This is a genomic window from Caulobacter sp. SRI_008 (genome assembly GCF_057586355.1).
The window spans coordinates 81,432-96,338 of record NZ_JBYCZS010000023.1 but is presented as its reverse complement, the minus strand read 5'-3'; the positions used below and the strand labels follow the sequence as shown (position 1 = coordinate 96,338).

Genomic DNA, 14,907 nt, shown 5'->3' with positions numbered 1-14,907 from the left:
GATGATTATGGGGCGGCTTGAGTAGGGGAGGATAAGTTGGGGTTATAAAGTTTTAGGGCATTGAGTTCGTTGAACTCTTTCCCGATTACGCCGTGTGAGTGGTGTGCGTAAGACCACCCCAAATCCGTAAAATCCCCGCGAAAGCGGGGACCCAGGCTTTTTCTGCAACCTGCGGCGCTCGACGATAAAACACCTGGGTCCCCGCTTTCGCGGGGATTTTACGGGAGGAGAGAGGTCAGGCCCCGAGCCCAGTCTCGCCCCCTCCACCACTTCGTGGTCTCCCTCCCCCGTTGCACGGGGGAGGAGTGGCGCTTTCAGTTCTGAGAGACCCCTCACCCGACCCTGCTCCGCAGGGCCACCCTCTCCCGCAAGGGGAGAGGGATAAGGCGCCGGCGCTTCACGGGGATTGTACGGGGAGAGGGATTTAGCGTTGGGCCTGCACCACCTTCACCGCCGGCGCGTTTTCCCAGCCGCCGCCGAGCGCCAGGAAGAGGTTGACCTGGTCGGCGGCCACGGCGGCGTCGGAGGCCGCGAGAGCGGCTTCGGCGCCGGCCAGGGTGCGTTGGGCGTCGAGGCCTTGCAGGTAGGGCGTGCGGCCGGCCTTGTAGAGGGTGGCGGCCTGGCGTTCGGCCTTGCCGGCCTCGTCGCGGGCGGCGCGCAGGGCGGCGTTGCGGTCGAGTTCGTGGGCGTAAGACGTCAGGCTGGTCTCGGTCTCGCGCAGGGCGTTCAGCACCACGCCGTCGAACTTCGCCAAGGCCCCGTCGGCGCCGGCCTCGGCGCCACGGATGCGGGCGCGCTCGCCCTCGCCCGGCAGGGTCCAGGAGACCAGGCCCGACAGGCTCCAGCGGTTGGCGGCGGGCTGGCCGAGATCGGCAAGCAGGCCGGTCGTGCCAGCGCCCAGGCCGAAGCTGATGTTCGGATAGAGCGCGCCGCGGGCGACGCCGATGCGGGCCGTGGCGCCGGCCAGGGTGCGTTCGGCCTGGCGCACGTCGGGCCGGCGCTTGAGCAGCGCCGCGCCGTCGCCGACCGGCAGGGGCTGCGACAGCTTCGGCGGCGACGCACAAGCCTCGACGGCTTTCGGAAACTCGGCGGGCGGCTTGCCGGTCAGCACGGCCAGCTTGTAGAGCGCGGCCTTGCGATGGGCCTCGAAGGTCGGGATGGCGGCGCGCTGCAGCTCGACCTGGGCGCGGGCCCGGGTGGCGTCCAGCGCCGTGCCGCGGCCGGCGGCGATCAGGCGGTTGGTGACGTCCAGGCTCTTGCGCTGAAGATCCAGCGTCTGTTCGGCGACGTGAATCTCGTGGCCCGACGAGCAGGCCTCGACATAGGCCCGGGCGACGTCGGCGGCGACGCTGACGCGGGCGAGATCCAGGGCCGCCTGGCTGGCGTCTTCGTCGGCGTGGGCGGCCTCGGCGGCGCGCTTGAGCCGGCCGACCAGATCGACCTGGTAGGACACCTTGACCCCGGCGTCGGCCAGGTTCTCGACCGGCAGGGGCTCGGTCAGCAGGTACTGCTCGCCGGACTCCCGGGCGTGCATCGCCGCCGCCGAGGCGCCGGCCGAGAAGCCGCCGGCGTCGTCGGCCTCGCCGGCCACGGCGCGGGCGCGGGCCAGGTTGGCGGCGGCGACGCGCAGGTCGGTGTTGGCGCTCAGCGCCTCCTGCACGAGGCCGTTCAGCGTCTCGTCGTCATAGAGCTTCCACCAGCCTTCCGGGACAGGGTCCTGGCTGACGGCGGCGTTGGTCGCGCCCATGAACGGGGCCTGCGCCGCCGGTTCGTTGATCTTGGCGGCGTCGGGGCGCTTGTAGTCGGGGCCGACGGTCGTGCAGGCGGCCAGGACCAGCAGAGAGGCGGCCGCGCCGAGGGTGCGGAGCGTGCTCATTTCGCGCCCCCTTGCCCCAGCACCGCGACGGTGGCGGTGCGGCCGGCGATCAGGCGCAGGTCCTTCGGCGTTTCGTCCAGGGCGACGCGGACGGGCACGCGCTGGGCCAGGCGCACCCAGCTGAAGGTCGGGTTGACGTTGGGCAGCAAACTCGCGCCAGCGGCGCGGTCGCGGTCCTCGATGCCGGCGGCGATCGACTGGATGTGGCCGTGCAGCGGACGGTCCTCGCCCATGACGCGGACGTCGACCTTCTGGCCGACGTACAGGCCCTTGAGCTTGGTCTCTTCGAAGTATCCCTCGACCCGGAACGAGCGGCTGTCGATCAGGGCCAGCACCGGCTTGCCGGCGGTGACGTAGTCGCCGGTGCGCAAGGTGAGGTCCGACAGGAAACCGTCGGTGGGGGCCGTGACCAGGGTGCGCTTGAGGTTCAGGGCCGCGAGATCCCGGGCGGCGTCGGCCTGGGCCAGGGCGGCCTGGCCCTGCTCGACCTTGGCCAGGCTCTGCTCGGTGACCTCGCCGGCGACGAGGTCGCCCAGCAGGCGGTTGCGGGCCAGTTCGCGGCGGGCCTGGGCCAGTTGCGCTCTCTGGGCGGCGACGGCGGCGTCGGCCTGGCGGACGGCCAGGGCGTAGCGGTCGCGGTCGACATAGAACAGCGGCTGGCCGGCCTTGACGGTCTGGTCGTTGACCACCTGGACGTCGGTCACCAGACCCGAGACGTCGGGGGCGACCTGGACGATGTCGGCGCGGACGCGGCCGTCACGGGTCCAGGGATCGACCTGATAGTGGTCCCAGAGGCGCTTGCCGCCGATACCGGCGACGGCGACGACGGCCAGGGTGACCGCGACGCGGCCGGCTTGGGGGAGGATGGTCTTGAGCTGGGGCATGGTTTCTTACGGACGGACGAGGGCCACGGCGGCGGCCCAGAGGATGACGAAAAGCGCGGTGTCGAAGAGCGCCGGGTGCCAGACGAGGCGGTAGGCGCCGGTCCAGGACAGCACGCGGCGCAGCACGAAGGTGGCGGCCAGGGCGGCCACGGCCGAGACGAGGACGGACGACAGGAAGACGCCGTCGATGTTGTATTCGCCGATCATGCGGCGGGCTCCGGATTGAAGGCGGGGGCTTCGGGGAAGAGGTTGCGGCGCAGGCCGACGAGGCCGGTGACGCCGCCCAAAGCACCATTGGGTACGAAAACGGTCTGGCCCATGCGGGTCAGGGCCTGGTCGAGACAGGCCAGCAGGTCGGCGTGCGGCGGCTGGCGGCGGCCAGCCGACAGGGCGGTGTAGTGATCGCCGATCCCATCGAGCACGGCGTCGAGGCTGGCGCGAGCCGGACCCGAGACCTCGCCCCGCGCGCCCTGGACGGCGACCAGGTTCATGCCGACACGGAGATCGCGCAGGACATCGACGCCGACGAGGTCATGGCGCTCGCCGACCGCGGCCAGCTTGGGGGTCAGAAGGCCCAGGCGGTCGACCAGGGTGGCGGCGAAGGCGGCCGGTTCGGGGGCGTTGCGGGCGCGGGCCAGGCGGGCCAGGCCCTTCCAGGTGCGCGACAGCAGGCGGCGGGCGCCGGCGTCGATGCTCATCGAGCGCATGGCGGCGGTGACGAAGATCGCCGCGCCCAAGCCGACGAACTGGCCCAGATTGACGTTCAGGAAGCTGGCGAAGTCGGCGCTGAAGGTCTCCTGCAGGGCCATGGCGTTGCAGAAGCCCATCAGCACGGCCAGCGCCGCCCCCATGGTCTTGGGGTTGGGAATGAACAGGCCGATGAACAGCAGCGGCGGGGCCAGGGTCAGGACCAGCAGCGGGAAGCCGTCGATGGCCGGCAGCACGGCGAACATGTAGAGCGCCGACAGCGGCAGCGAGACCAGGGTGAAGATCCCGAAGCTGCGGATGGCCGGCACGGGGTCGTCCATGGCCGCGAAGAAGCAGCAGAACACCGCCGCCATGACCGGGGCCGAGGCGCCGTCTCCCCAGCCGGAGACGATCCACAGGGCGCAGGACAGCAGGACGGCGATGGCGGCCGCTGCTCCTGACAGGAGCGCCAGCGGGAAGTCGCTGTGCATGCGGCGGCGGGCGGCCGTGAGCGTGGCGGCGGCAAGGGCCGGCGACAACGGGGCGTCCGGGTTCTCGAAGCGGACCATCAGGGCGTGTCCCTCGGCCAGGGCCTGGACGGTCTCGGCCAGGCGCACCAGCAGGCTCTCGACCAGCAGGGCGTTCCAGTCGCCGCCGCGGCGCGTGGCGGCCTCGGCGCGCAGGTGGTCGATCAGCTCGAGGCCCGGGCCGCGCGTGGCGCCGGCCTCGATCCAGGCGACGACGGCGTCGAGCGCCTGGCGGGCGGCGGGGTCGCGGACGTCTTTCAGGGCCAGCATGCGGTCGGACAGGCCCGACAGCAGCGGGATGAGGATCAGCAGGCGCTCGTGCAGGGCGCGGACGACGCCGGTGGTCTCGCGCAGGCGGGAGGTGTCGAACGGCAGGTGGACGGCCAGCATCTGGATCTCGCTGGCGGCGGCGGCCAGGTGGCGGCGGTCGCGGGCGAAGGCCTGGGCGTCGGCGCCCTTCAGCACGTCGAGCGCCCAGCGGTCGGCCTCGCCCAGCCAGGCGGTCAGGCGGGCGCGCAGCACCGTCCCAACGGGACGCGGGAAAACGAGGCTGTGGACCAGGGTGGCGCAGACGATGCCCAGGCCGATCTCGACCACGCGCCAGACGGCCAGGTCGAAGATGGCCGACGGCTGGCTGACGGCCGGAAAGCCGATGATGGCGGCGGTGTAGCCGGCCAGCATCAGGACATAGCTGCGCGGCGTGCGGTCCAGCAGCGAGACGGCCAGACAGCCGCCGACCCACAGGGCCAGGGCCAGGCACAGCAGGACCGGCGCATTGACCAGGGCCGGGACCAGGGCGACGGCGGCCGCGCCGCCCAGCATGGTGCCGAGCACGCGGTAGAGCGCCTTGGAGCGCACGGCGCCGGCCAGGGGCTGGCTGACGATATAGGCCGTGGTCATGGCCCAGTACGGACGCGGCAGGCCGACGGCGAAACCGATCCAGAGGGCGAGCATGGCGGCCGCGAAGCTGTTCAGCGAGAACAGCAGCGTCCACCGATCGAACTTGGGCATGGCGGGGACTTAAGCCCCCTGCCCGTTGGCGACTTCCAGCGCCGCCTCGAAGGCGGCGAAGGTGCGCAGGGTGGCGGAAAGATCCTCGTCGCCGACCCCGACCAGCAGGCGCGAGCGGACGGCCTGGACGGTGTCTTCGGCGATCACGGCCAGGGCCTGGCCGTCGGGGGTGAGATGCAGGGTCTTGGCGCGGCCGTCGGCCGGGTCGTCGCGGCGCTCGACGAGGCCGGCGGCGCACAGCTGGTCGAGCACGCGGACCAGGGACGGCCCCTCGACGCCCAGTTCCTCGGCCAGAACCCCCTGGCGCATGCCGCCGCCGGCGCGGGCGATGTGCAGCACCGGCAAGGCGCGGGCGTCGGACAGGCCGTGTTCGGCCAGGGCGCGGTTGACCTCGCGGCGGTAGATGCGCGCCAGGCGCAGGATGGCGCCGGTGAAGGTGCGCTCGCTGAGGATGCGGACGTCGGTCATGGAACGATGCTCGAAGAACGATAGGTAGCTTGCTATCTATTTAGATAGCTTCCTATCGATGTTCGTGCAAGCGGACGAATGACGAAAAACGGCCCCGCTCGTGGAGTGGGGCCGTTTCAAGTTGTCGCAGTGTGAGGGGGAGAACCCCTTGCCTACTTCCCGGCCAGTGCGGCCTGCGCGGCCGCGAGACGGGCGATCGGCACGCGGTAGGGCGAGCAGGAGACGTAGTCGAGGCCGACCTTTTCGCAGAACGCGATCGAGGCCGGGTCGCCGCCATGCTCGCCGCAGATGCCGAGCTTGGCGTCCGGACGCACGGCCCGGCTGCGCTCGGCGGCAATGCGGATCAGGTCGCCGACGCCTTCCTGGTCGAGGCTGACGAAGGGGTCCTTTTCGAAGATGCCCTTGTCGATATAGGCGCCCAGGAACTTGCCGGCGTCGTCGCGGCTGATGCCGAACGTCGTCTGGGTCAGGTCGTTGGTGCCGAAGCTGAAGAACTCGGCGTTGGCGGCCAGATCGCCGGCCCGCAGGGCGGCGCGCGGCAGCTCGATCATGGTGCCGACGGTGTACTTCACGTCGACGCCCTGCTCGGCCAGCACCGCCTTGGCGACGCGGTCGGTCAGTTCGCGCAGGTACTTCATCTCTTCGCCCTTGGCGACGAGGGGGTGCATGATTTCCGGCACCGGGGCTGCCTTGCCCGACTTGGCGATCTCGCAGGCGGCCTCGACGATGGCCCGGACCTGCATCTCGTAGATCTCGGGATAGGAGACGCCCAGGCGGCAGCCGCGGTGGCCGAGCATGGGGTTGGTCTCGTGCAGTTCTTTGGCGCGGCGCAGCAGCTTGGCGGCGTCCAGACCCGTGGCCTGGGCCACGGCCTGCACGTCTTCCTCGGTGTGCGGCAGGAACTCGTGCAGCGGCGGGTCGAGCAGGCGGATGGTGACCGGAAGCCCTTCCATGATCGTGAAGAGCTCGACGAAGTCGGCCTTCTGGAAGGGCGCGATCTTGGCGAGAGCCGTGCGGCGGCCGGCCTCGTCGTCGGCCAGGATCATTTCGCGCACCGCGGCGATGCGGGTGTCGTCGAAGAACATGTGCTCGGTACGGCACAGGCCGATGCCTTCGGCGCCGAACTGGCGGGCGGTCTTGGCGTCGAGCGGCGTCTCGGCGTTGGCGCGCACCTTCAGGCGGCGGACCTGGTCGGCCCAGCCCATCAGGGTGGCGAAGTCGCCGGTCAGCTCGGGCTCGATCATCTTCGGCGCGCCGGCCAGGATCTCGCCGGTGGAGCCGTCGATGGTGATGATCTCGCCGGCCTTGAACTCGCGGCCCTTGGCCCGGAAAAGGCCTTCCTTGGCGAAGATCGACACGTCGCCGGCGCCGGAGACGCAGGGACGGCCCATGCCGCGCGCCACGACGGCGGCGTGGCTGGTCATGCCGCCGCGGGCGGTGATGATGCCGCGGGCGGCGTGCATGCCGTGGATGTCTTCAGGCGAAGTCTCTTCGCGCACCAGGATGACGGCTTCGCCATTGGCCGCGGCCTTTTCGGCCTCGTCGCTGTCGAAGACGATCTTGCCGGTGGCCGCGCCGGGCGAGGCCGGCAGGCCGACGGTGACGACGTCGCGGTGGGCGGTCGGGTCGATGGTCGGGTGCAGCAGCTGGTCCAGCGAGGCCGGCTCGACGCGCGAAACGCCCTCTTCCTTGCTGATCACGCCTTCGGCGGCCATGTCGACGGCGATCTTCAGCGCGGCCTTGGCGGTGCGCTTGCCGTTGCGAGTCTGCAGCATGTAGAGCACGCCCTGCTCCACCGTGAACTCGATGTCCTGCATGTCGCGGTAGTGGCGTTCCAGCGTCTCGACCACGCTCTTGAACTGCTGGAAGACGGTCGGCATCGCCTCTTCCATCGACGGCGAGGTGTCGCCCATCTCTTCGCGGGCGGCCTTGGTCAGCGACTGCGGGGTGCGGATGCCGGCGACGACGTCCTCGCCCTGGGCGTTGATCAGGAACTCGCCGTAGAGGCGGTTGTCGCCGTTCGACGGGTTGCGGGTGAACGCCACGCCCGTGGCCGAGGTGTCGCCCATGTTGCCGAACACCATCGACTGGATGTTGACGGCCGTGCCCCAGCTTTCGGGGATGTCGTGCATGCGGCGATAGAACTTGGCGCGGTCGTTCATCCAGCTGGCGAACACGGCGCCGACGGCGCCCCACAGCTGCTCCTGGGCGTCCTGCGGGAACGGCTTGCCCAGCTCGTTCTGGACAGCGGCCTTGTAGTCCTTGATGACCGCGGCCCAGTCGTCGGCGGTGAGGCCGGTGTCGACGTGGACGTCGAGGCGGTCCTTATGGTCGTCGAGGATCTCCTCGAACATGTGGTGCTCCAGGTCGAGCACGACGTTCGAGTACATCTGGATGAAGCGGCGGTAGCTGTCGTAGGCGAAGCGGCGGTCGCCCGACAGCTTGGCCAGGCCCTCGACGGTCTCGTCGTTGAGGCCCAGGTTCAGCACGGTGTCCATCATGCCCGGCATCGAGGCGCGGGCGCCCGAGCGCACCGACACCAGGAGCGGGTTGGTCACGTCGCCAAAGCGCTTGCCGGTGATGGCTTCCACCTTGGCCAGGCCCGCGGCGACCTGCCCGGCCAGCTCGGCCGGGTACTGCTTGCCGTTGCTGTAATAGTGGACGCAGGCCTCGGTGGTGACCGTAAAGCCAGGCGGAACGGGCAGGCCCAGCGACGACATCTCAGCGAGATTCGCGCCCTTCCCTCCGAGGAGGTTCTTCATCGAAGCGTCGCCATCGGCGCCGCCTCCCCCGAACGAATAGACCCAAAGGGACTTCGTCAGCGTCTCAACCGGCATTTTGAATTCACCCTGCGATAAAGTGAAAAAAGGCCGCGCCCTCTATCGGGGTCGTCTCGCCCTGGAACATGACCGCGTTCTTGAATCCCGCAGTGCAATATCCGTGGCCTCCCTAGCATTTTGGCCAAGAACGCGTCCACCTGCGCTTTGCGTTCCCGCAGTTTTGCCAAGAATTCAGCAAATCATTGCTATGACAACGTTGTCTTGATCGCAGTTTGACGGCGCTCGCCATTTCAAAGGCACGAAACGTCGCCACACGGACAATCACGCCGCCTTTTCGGGACTGGCGGACGACCACCGCGCGTCGTCGATTTGGATTGTGATCGCACAGCGGGAGTCGCGGGACGGACTCATGAGGCGAGCGGGGGGCGAGCGCCCTGCCCGCTCAGCGCTTCTTGCCGAGCTCGGCGGCGATGTCCTTGGTCATCTTGCCGACCTTGCGGTGGGCGGCGGTCAGCTGGTCGCGGGTGACGCCCCAGCGCTTCATCCAATATTCGACGGCCTGGCGCTCGGAGAGGTCGAGGCGCTCCTTGTCGATGAAGCCACGCTTGTCCTTGAGACCGGCCATCAGCTGTTCCACGGCTTGGAGGAGCCGGCCGCGATACGGTTGGCCTGCTCACGTTGGAAGCGACCGCCGCGCGGCGGCTTGGGACGAGCGGCCAGCGCCGCCTGCTTGAGTCGCAGGGCGCGCTGGATCGGGGTCTCGCCCGGCGGGCCGTCGTCGTTGGAGTCGCTCATTTGGGGGAGCCTAGCACGGGTCTGGACCTTGTCCCTAAACCGTAAAATCCCCGCGAAAGCGGGGACCCAGGGGTTTTATCGTCAAGCGCCGCGCGTTTCAGAAAAAGCCTGGGTCCCCGCTTTCGCGGGGATTTTACGGGGAAAAGTCAGTCCCCACTCCCAGAGACCTCACCCCTCGATGATGTGCGGCACGAAGCGCGCGAGGTTCTTGGTGACCTGGCTGTCGTCCTCGCGGATGCCCATGCCCACGGGCTCGGCCCCGACGATCCAGGCGCCGACCACCGGATGCCTGCCGTCGAAGCTGGGCGGCGGGTGGAAGGCCTGGACGATCGCGCCCTCGGCTCCGTAGCCCTGGTCGAGCACCGGCTCGGCGCCCGCCCCGACGATCTCGACATTGGCCCCCTCGCGCGAGAACAGCGGCTTGCGCACATAGTTCGCGCCGAGGCTGGCGGCGGCCGGGTCGTCCTCGAAATAGGCCTCCAGCAGGTTGGGGTGGCCCTTGTGGCGCTCCCACAGCAGCGGGAGGATCGCCTTGTTGGACAGGATCGCCTTCCACGGCGGCTCCAGCCAGCGGACCTTCGCCGTCGTGAGGTTGGCCGCGTAGGGCTCGCGCAGCATGTCTTCCCAGGGATAGAGCTTGAACGCCGCCTGCAGCAGGTAGCCGTCGGTGTCGACGAACTGGCCCTCCTCGTTCAGACCGATGGCGTCCATGGCCACGAACTTGGGATCCAGACCGGCCTGGGTGGCCAGGTCTTCGAGGAAGCGCACCGTCTGGCGGTCCTCGACGGCGTCGGCGTCGCTGGCGAAGTGCACGAAGCCGCCCTTGGGGAACAGCACGCCGAAGCGCTCGCGCATGGCCTCGAACAGGCTGTTGAACTGGTCGGTCCCGGCCGGCAGCGCGCCTTGCGCCAGCAGGTCCTCGAGCCACAGCCACTGGAAGGTGGCGGCCTCGAACAGGCTGGTGGGGGTGTCGGCGTTGTACTCGTAGAGCTTGGGCGGCGCGGAGCCGTCATAGCCGAAGTCGAACCGTCCGTAGAGGGACGGCTCCTTGGCGCGCCAGGAGGCGGCGACAAAGTCCCAGTGCTCGGGCGGGATCGCCAGCTTCTCGAGAAGCTCTTCGCTGGCGACCGCTTCGTCGACGAGATCGAGACACAGGTCATGAAGCTGGCCCGCGGCCGGCTCCAGGTCCTCCTCGATCTCGCGCAGGGTGAAGGCGTACGCCGTCCCCTCGTCCCAATAGGCCTGTCCGCCGGTGTGGTGGTAGACGAAGCCGACGGCTTCGGCCTTCTCGCGCCAGTCTGGGCGCGGGGTCAGGGAAAGACGGCGCACGCGGGGTCTCTATTCGGTCTTCGAACCGTCGGTGGACTTCTGCTCGATCTGCAGAGGCGGAGCGGCCGGGGCTAGGCGGGCCAGGATGTCGTCGGCCGACGACTGGCCGGGCAGGATGCCGGCCACGCGCAGCTTCTCGTCGAGATCCGCGCCGGTGCGGCGGTCTTCCAGTTCGCCGGCGGCCTTGATCTTCTCGCCGCGGACCATCTGGCGCTCCTTGATGCGCGCCAGGCTGTCGGCGGCCGAGCCGAGGGACGCGCCGGCGCCCGCGCCGCGGGCGGTGACGGCGGCCTGGGCGCGCTGCACCGACTCGTTGACCTTCACGACCTCGACTTCGCGCTTGAGCGTGTCGATGCGGCGGTCGGTGGCGGCGATGGCGGTGTGGAGCTGGTCCTCGGCCTCGCGCATGCCGCCGATCTGGGGCTCCTTCAGCGCGATGTCGCTTTCGAGGTCGGCGATGCGCTGGGCCACCTGGCGGGCCAGGTCCATGTCGCCCTTGGTGACGGCGGCGCGGGCCGAGTTCTCGTACTTGGCGACCTGCTCGCGCAGGCTCTTGACGTCGTTCTCCTGGATGCGCCGGCGGGCGACCAGGGTGGCCAGGTTGTCGCGCGCCTTGGCCTGGGCCGTGTCGGCGTCGCGAATCTCCTGGTCGAGGATGCGGATGGCGTTGGCGTCGACGACGGCGGACGTGGCTTCGTGCGCGCCGGCGCGACCCAGGGTGAACAGCTTGCGCCAGATGGACATCGGAGGGCTCCGGGAAATTTCGGTTAGGGTCAGGCGGCGGTGGAGAACGAAGTACGCAGGTCCGAGGCGGCCTCGATGGCGTTTTCGGCGAGGGTGCGCAGCTCGATGACGATATCCTCGATCGAGGTCGTGGTCGAAAGCTCGCCGAACAGCTCGTAGTAGTCGCGGCCGCCGACGGCGCTGATGCCGAAGTTCGACAGCGGCACCAGCTTCTGGGCCTTCAGCAGGAATTCATTGAAGGCGTGGCGGTCTTCCTGCTCGTCGACGGGCCACAGCAGAGCCGAGGCGGCGATCTGCTGGTCGCTGACGCTGACATAGATCTCGAGGTCGCCCTGCCAGTGCATGGTGACCAGCAGGATCGGGTCGGAGCCTTCCAGCACCCGCACGCTCAGCTCGTCGGCGCCCACGCCGGGCGCTTCGTCCAGGGCCGCCTTCAGGGAGCGGACAGTCCAGGGCGTCTGACTCATCGGGTCGTCATCCTCTTCGCGGGCCATCTTGGCCGTTTCATACAAGATGGGAGACCGAAGGCCAGTCGTCGAGAGCGAGCATGGCCCCTTTTACAGCGCAGGCTGGCGCCGTACATGAGGGAGCGTTCTTTCAGGGACCAGCCATGTTCAGTCGCTTATTCGGCCGCAAGGAGCCCGCTCCCGAGTCGGCCCTGCCCGCCATCCGCAACGTGACGCTGGGGCGGACCGTCTGGCTGGACCCTCTGGCCTGGAAGCGCTTCGGCGCCGACAGCAAGTTCCCGCTCGACCACGACACGCTGGAAATCACCGCCCAGGGCCTGGTGGACCTGAAGGACGGCGGCTTCGTGCACCGGTTCTACACCGACGACCACGTGATGTTTCAGGCGGTCTCCGACGACCGCGAGGGCCAGCGCCTGACCGACGTCACCCTGTTCGTCCCCTGGGACAGCGCCTATCCGGGCAGCCGCGCCGATCGCGACGCCTGGGGCAAGCGCCTGCGCGCCCGGACCTTCACGCCCGCCGGCCTGCCCGAATACCACCGCTTCTGGTTCGGCGAGGAGGCCGAGAGCCAGGAGCCCGTGACCTTCTGGGAAGACCTGCACGACGACCGGGACGGGATCCCGGACCGGCGGATCTTCCAGACCTGCATGCTGTTCGCCCGCGACCTGCCGGGCGAGGGGCGCGAACTGCTGCTGGCCATCGAGATGGAGACCGAGGACCGCGAGGTCTCGTTCGAAACCATGATCGGCGTGCCGCTCGAAGTCGGCGAATTCCGCGCCTGAACCACGGTCCATAGGGGAAACTAGAGATGTTCGACGTCCAAGCCTTCGGCGAAAGCGCCCTGGCCTTCCTGGTGGCTTTCGTCGCCGCCGGCGTGTTCACGGTGATCTTCAAGATCGTCTACCAGGCGGTGACGCCCTACAACGAGGCCAAGCTGATCCGCGAGGGCAACGTCGCCGCGGCCATCGCCCTGGGCGGCGCCGTGGTCGGCTACGTGCTGCCGCTGGCTTCCGCGCTCAGCCACACCGTCAGCCTGCTGGAGTTCGCCGCCTGGGCCCTGCTGGCCGCCGTCATCCAGATCGCCGCCTTCACCCTGGTGCGGTTCACGGTGCTCAAGGACCTGATCGACCGGATCGAGAAGGCCGAGGTCGCCGCCGGCGTCTACCTGGCCTCGATCTCGCTGGCCGTCGGCCTGCTGAACGCCGCCTGCATGACCTCGTGAGGCCGGACATGAACGCCCATTCCCCCGCCCCGTCCCGCCGCCGCAAGCGCTCGAGCGCCGTCGCGCTGACGGGCCTGATGGCCGGCTCGGCCTTCACCCTGGTCGCGTGCGACGATCCCGGCTCGGCCACCCAGTGGGGCGATCCCCCCGCGGCCGTCTCGGGCAAGAAGGTCGACGCCTCCAGCTTCGCCAATCTCGACGAGTGCAAGGCCTCGGGCGACTTCACGGCCGACCAGTGCCAGACAGCCTATGACGAGGCCCAGAAGGCCAGCGCCGAGAACGCGCCGAAGTTCTCCGACCAGCAGAGCTGCGAGGAGCGTTACGGCGTCGACCAGTGCGTGCCGCGCAGCCAGGCCAACGGCGGCGGCAGCTTCTTCACCCCGCTGCTGACCGGCTTCATCATCGGCCAGGCGCTGGAAGGCATGAGCAACCGCGGCTATCGCGGCGCGCCGATGTATCGCGACCGCGACGGCACCTATTACAGCGGCTCGGGCTATCCAGTGTCGCGCGACTACCTGACCGGCCGCAGCCGGGTGCGCACCGACAGCTTCGACGCCCCGTCGCGCTACGAGGCGCCGAGCCGCGTGCAGAGCCGCAGCAGCGTCATTTCGCGCGGCGGCTTCGGCGGCGGTTCGCGCGGCTTCGGCGGCTAGACGGAACTGAAGGCGGGGCGTCTCGCGTTGGGTCTTCGACGACCACGCGAGGCGACCGCATGACCGACAAGACCATCACGGGGGTTCCCCAGCCGCGCTGGTGGCAGCGCCACCCCACCCTGGCCTTCTGCGCCGCCTGGGGTCTGGGTCTGGGACTGTTCGCGACCGCCGTGGCGGTGGGACTTCAGGCCGCGGCCTGAACGCCCGCGCGCTGCATGGCGCGCACGGCCGACAGCAGGCGAGCCGGCGTCACCGGCTTTTCGAGCCACTGGTCGGGCTCGACCTGCAGCACGCTCGGATCGCTGGCCGAGACCATCAGCACCGGCGTCCCCCGCCCTTCGAGCGAACGGATCAGCTCGGCGCCGGTCATGCGCGGCATGGCGTTGTCGGTGATCAGCAGGTCGGGCGCGAAGGCGTCGAAGGCTTCCAGCGCTTCCTGGCCGTCACGGCTCCACAGCACCTCGAACCCCGCCTCTTCCAGCAGGACCTCGTAGACGCCGCCAAGCAGCATGTCGTCTTCGGCGATGAGGATCCGTCGCATGGCAGCCCGCCCGTCGAATTAAGTGAACTCGAATGTGTAAATAGGTCTTAACCATGCCTGCGCGCCCGGTGTCTGCGTGCGCAATCGTCGCATCGCCGAAAGTTGAGCAATCGGGGCGAGAGCATCGGGAATCACTTCATCCGCAGGCTTAGTCCGGCGACGACCAGTTCGACGGCGTTGGCGGCGGCCGCCAGGGCCTGATGCAGCCGCCCGGCCTCGTCGCGGAACCTGCGAGCCAAGGCGTTGTCGGGCACGACGCCCCAGCCGACCTCGTTGGACACCAGCCAGAGCTCGCCGTCGAAGGCCGAAGCCGCCGCGACCAGCGCTGCCGCTTCGGTCGAGAGATCTTTTTCCGCCAGCATGAGATTGGTCAACCAAAGGGTCAGGCAGTCGACCACCGCCACGCCGCCCGGCGGCAGGCCGCGCAAGGCGGACACGAGATCGAAGGGCGCCTCCAGGGTGGTCCAGGCCTCTCCGCGATCGGCCCGGTGGCGGGCGATGCGCGCCTCCATCTCGGCGTCGAAGGCCTGGGCGGTGACGATCATGACCGGTCGGACGCCGACCGCGGCGGCCCTCGCCTCGGCCGCTCCTTGCGCGAAGGCGCTCTTACCCGAACGCGCGCCGCCTAGAACCAGGGTCAGTGACAACGGGGAACTCCAGATTGACGGTGTGCGGCGCACCCTATAGTCCAGCCGGCGCGACAGGTTCCTCCCAAAGAGGATGAAAAGGGAACTCGGGTGTGAAACCCGGGCTGCCCCCGCAACTGTAAGCGGCGAGTTCGCGCGTCACATGCCACTGGGTCTGTTCTTCGGAAGAGAGCTGGGAAGGCGACGCGCAGCAACGATGACCCGCGAGCCAGGAGACCTGCCTGTCGCGGTCGTCCTTCGTCCGGCCGGGGTGCGCCGTACGATCGGGTCTTCCCG

17 protein-coding genes and 1 riboswitch are annotated in these 14,907 nt (G+C 69.3%); of the genes, 4 read left to right on the top strand and 13 right to left on the bottom strand.

Annotation, left to right across the window (positions count from 1 at the left end; translation table 11 throughout):
- Positions 1–424 precede the first annotated feature (424 nt).
- The 11 genes from AC2YHT_RS19585 to AC2YHT_RS19535 all read right to left on the bottom strand — a co-directional run bounded on the left by AC2YHT_RS19585 (position 425) and on the right by AC2YHT_RS19535 (position 11,568).
- Complete coding sequence (locus AC2YHT_RS19585; protein WP_487291581.1) at positions 425–1,876, bottom strand: efflux transporter outer membrane subunit; 1,452 nt, start codon at positions 1,874–1,876, stop codon at positions 425–427.
- Positions 1,873–2,760, bottom strand: coding sequence for an efflux RND transporter periplasmic adaptor subunit (locus tag AC2YHT_RS19580; RefSeq protein WP_487291580.1), 888 nt, complete (start codon positions 2,758–2,760; stop codon positions 1,873–1,875). Before AC2YHT_RS19580 ends, AC2YHT_RS19585 begins: the two co-directional genes overlap by 4 nt.
- 6 nt (positions 2,761–2,766) lie before the next feature.
- Positions 2,767–2,967 (bottom strand): DUF1656 domain-containing protein, encoded by a 201-nt coding sequence (locus tag AC2YHT_RS19575; protein ID WP_110118573.1) that lies wholly within the window; start codon positions 2,965–2,967, stop codon positions 2,767–2,769.
- Positions 2,964–4,985, bottom strand: coding sequence for an FUSC family protein (locus tag AC2YHT_RS19570; RefSeq protein WP_487291579.1), 2,022 nt, complete (start codon positions 4,983–4,985; stop codon positions 2,964–2,966). The genes AC2YHT_RS19575 and AC2YHT_RS19570 overlap by 4 nt, the downstream gene beginning before the upstream one ends.
- Before the next feature lie 9 nt (positions 4,986–4,994).
- Positions 4,995–5,348, bottom strand: a complete 354-nt coding sequence (locus AC2YHT_RS19565) for a MarR family winged helix-turn-helix transcriptional regulator (RefSeq protein WP_487291582.1) — start codon at positions 5,346–5,348, stop codon at positions 4,995–4,997.
- A gap of 257 nt (positions 5,349–5,605) precedes the next feature.
- A complete protein-coding gene (gene ppdK / locus AC2YHT_RS19560) occupies positions 5,606–8,290 on the bottom strand; it encodes a pyruvate, phosphate dikinase (RefSeq protein WP_487291578.1) in 2,685 nt (894 codons plus the stop codon).
- Positions 8,291–8,675: 385 nt separating this feature from the next.
- Positions 8,676–8,858: a DUF3606 domain-containing protein gene (locus AC2YHT_RS19555; RefSeq protein ID WP_110118570.1), complete on the bottom strand. Its 183-nt coding sequence runs from the start codon at positions 8,856–8,858 to the stop codon at positions 8,676–8,678.
- Positions 8,858–9,028, bottom strand: a complete 171-nt coding sequence (locus AC2YHT_RS19550; protein ID WP_198574898.1) for a hypothetical protein — start codon at positions 9,026–9,028, stop codon at positions 8,858–8,860. The genes AC2YHT_RS19555 and AC2YHT_RS19550 overlap by 1 nt, the downstream gene beginning before the upstream one ends.
- A gap of 168 nt (positions 9,029–9,196) precedes the next feature.
- Positions 9,197–10,357 carry a glutathionylspermidine synthase family protein gene (locus AC2YHT_RS19545; RefSeq protein ID WP_487291577.1) on the bottom strand — a complete coding sequence of 387 codons (1,161 nt, stop codon included), beginning with the start codon at positions 10,355–10,357 and terminating at the stop codon, positions 9,197–9,199.
- A gap of 9 nt (positions 10,358–10,366) precedes the next feature.
- A complete protein-coding gene (locus tag AC2YHT_RS19540) occupies positions 10,367–11,101 on the bottom strand; it encodes a PspA/IM30 family protein (protein ID WP_487291576.1) in 735 nt (244 codons plus the stop codon).
- Between the two features lie 29 nt (positions 11,102–11,130).
- Entirely contained in the window at positions 11,131–11,568 is a 438-nt protein-coding gene (locus tag AC2YHT_RS19535; RefSeq protein WP_110118568.1) for a YjfI family protein, read from the bottom strand.
- Positions 11,569–11,711: 143 nt separating this feature from the next.
- Here AC2YHT_RS19535 and AC2YHT_RS19530 point away from each other — a divergent pair, with 143 nt between their 5' ends.
- From AC2YHT_RS19530 to AC2YHT_RS19515, 4 genes are read left to right on the top strand one after another with little or no spacing between them, the layout of a single operon-like run.
- On the top strand, positions 11,712–12,350 hold the full coding sequence (locus tag AC2YHT_RS19530; RefSeq protein ID WP_110118567.1) for a YjfK family protein: 639 nt from the start codon (positions 11,712–11,714) through the stop codon (positions 12,348–12,350).
- A 26-nt stretch (positions 12,351–12,376) separates the two neighbouring features.
- Positions 12,377–12,790: a DUF350 domain-containing protein gene (locus AC2YHT_RS19525; protein ID WP_487291575.1), complete on the top strand. Its 414-nt coding sequence runs from the start codon at positions 12,377–12,379 to the stop codon at positions 12,788–12,790.
- 8 nt (positions 12,791–12,798) lie between these two features.
- On the top strand, positions 12,799–13,443 hold the full coding sequence (locus tag AC2YHT_RS19520) for a DUF1190 domain-containing protein (RefSeq protein ID WP_487291574.1): 645 nt from the start codon (positions 12,799–12,801) through the stop codon (positions 13,441–13,443).
- A gap of 59 nt (positions 13,444–13,502) precedes the next feature.
- Entirely contained in the window at positions 13,503–13,643 is a 141-nt protein-coding gene (locus AC2YHT_RS19515; RefSeq protein WP_487291573.1) for a hypothetical protein, read from the top strand.
- Here AC2YHT_RS19515 and AC2YHT_RS19510 read toward each other — a convergent pair.
- Positions 13,628–13,984 carry a response regulator transcription factor gene (locus AC2YHT_RS19510; RefSeq protein ID WP_487291572.1) on the bottom strand — a complete coding sequence of 119 codons (357 nt, stop codon included), beginning with the start codon at positions 13,982–13,984 and terminating at the stop codon, positions 13,628–13,630. The two genes, AC2YHT_RS19515 and AC2YHT_RS19510, sit on opposite strands and share 16 nt — an antisense overlap.
- Positions 13,985–14,115: 131 nt before the next feature.
- Complete coding sequence (gene cobU / locus AC2YHT_RS19505) at positions 14,116–14,631, bottom strand: bifunctional adenosylcobinamide kinase/adenosylcobinamide-phosphate guanylyltransferase (RefSeq protein WP_487291571.1); 516 nt, start codon at positions 14,629–14,631, stop codon at positions 14,116–14,118.
- A gap of 38 nt (positions 14,632–14,669) precedes the next feature.
- Positions 14,670–14,870, top strand: a riboswitch (cobalamin riboswitch).
- Positions 14,871–14,907: the final 37 nt, after the last annotated feature.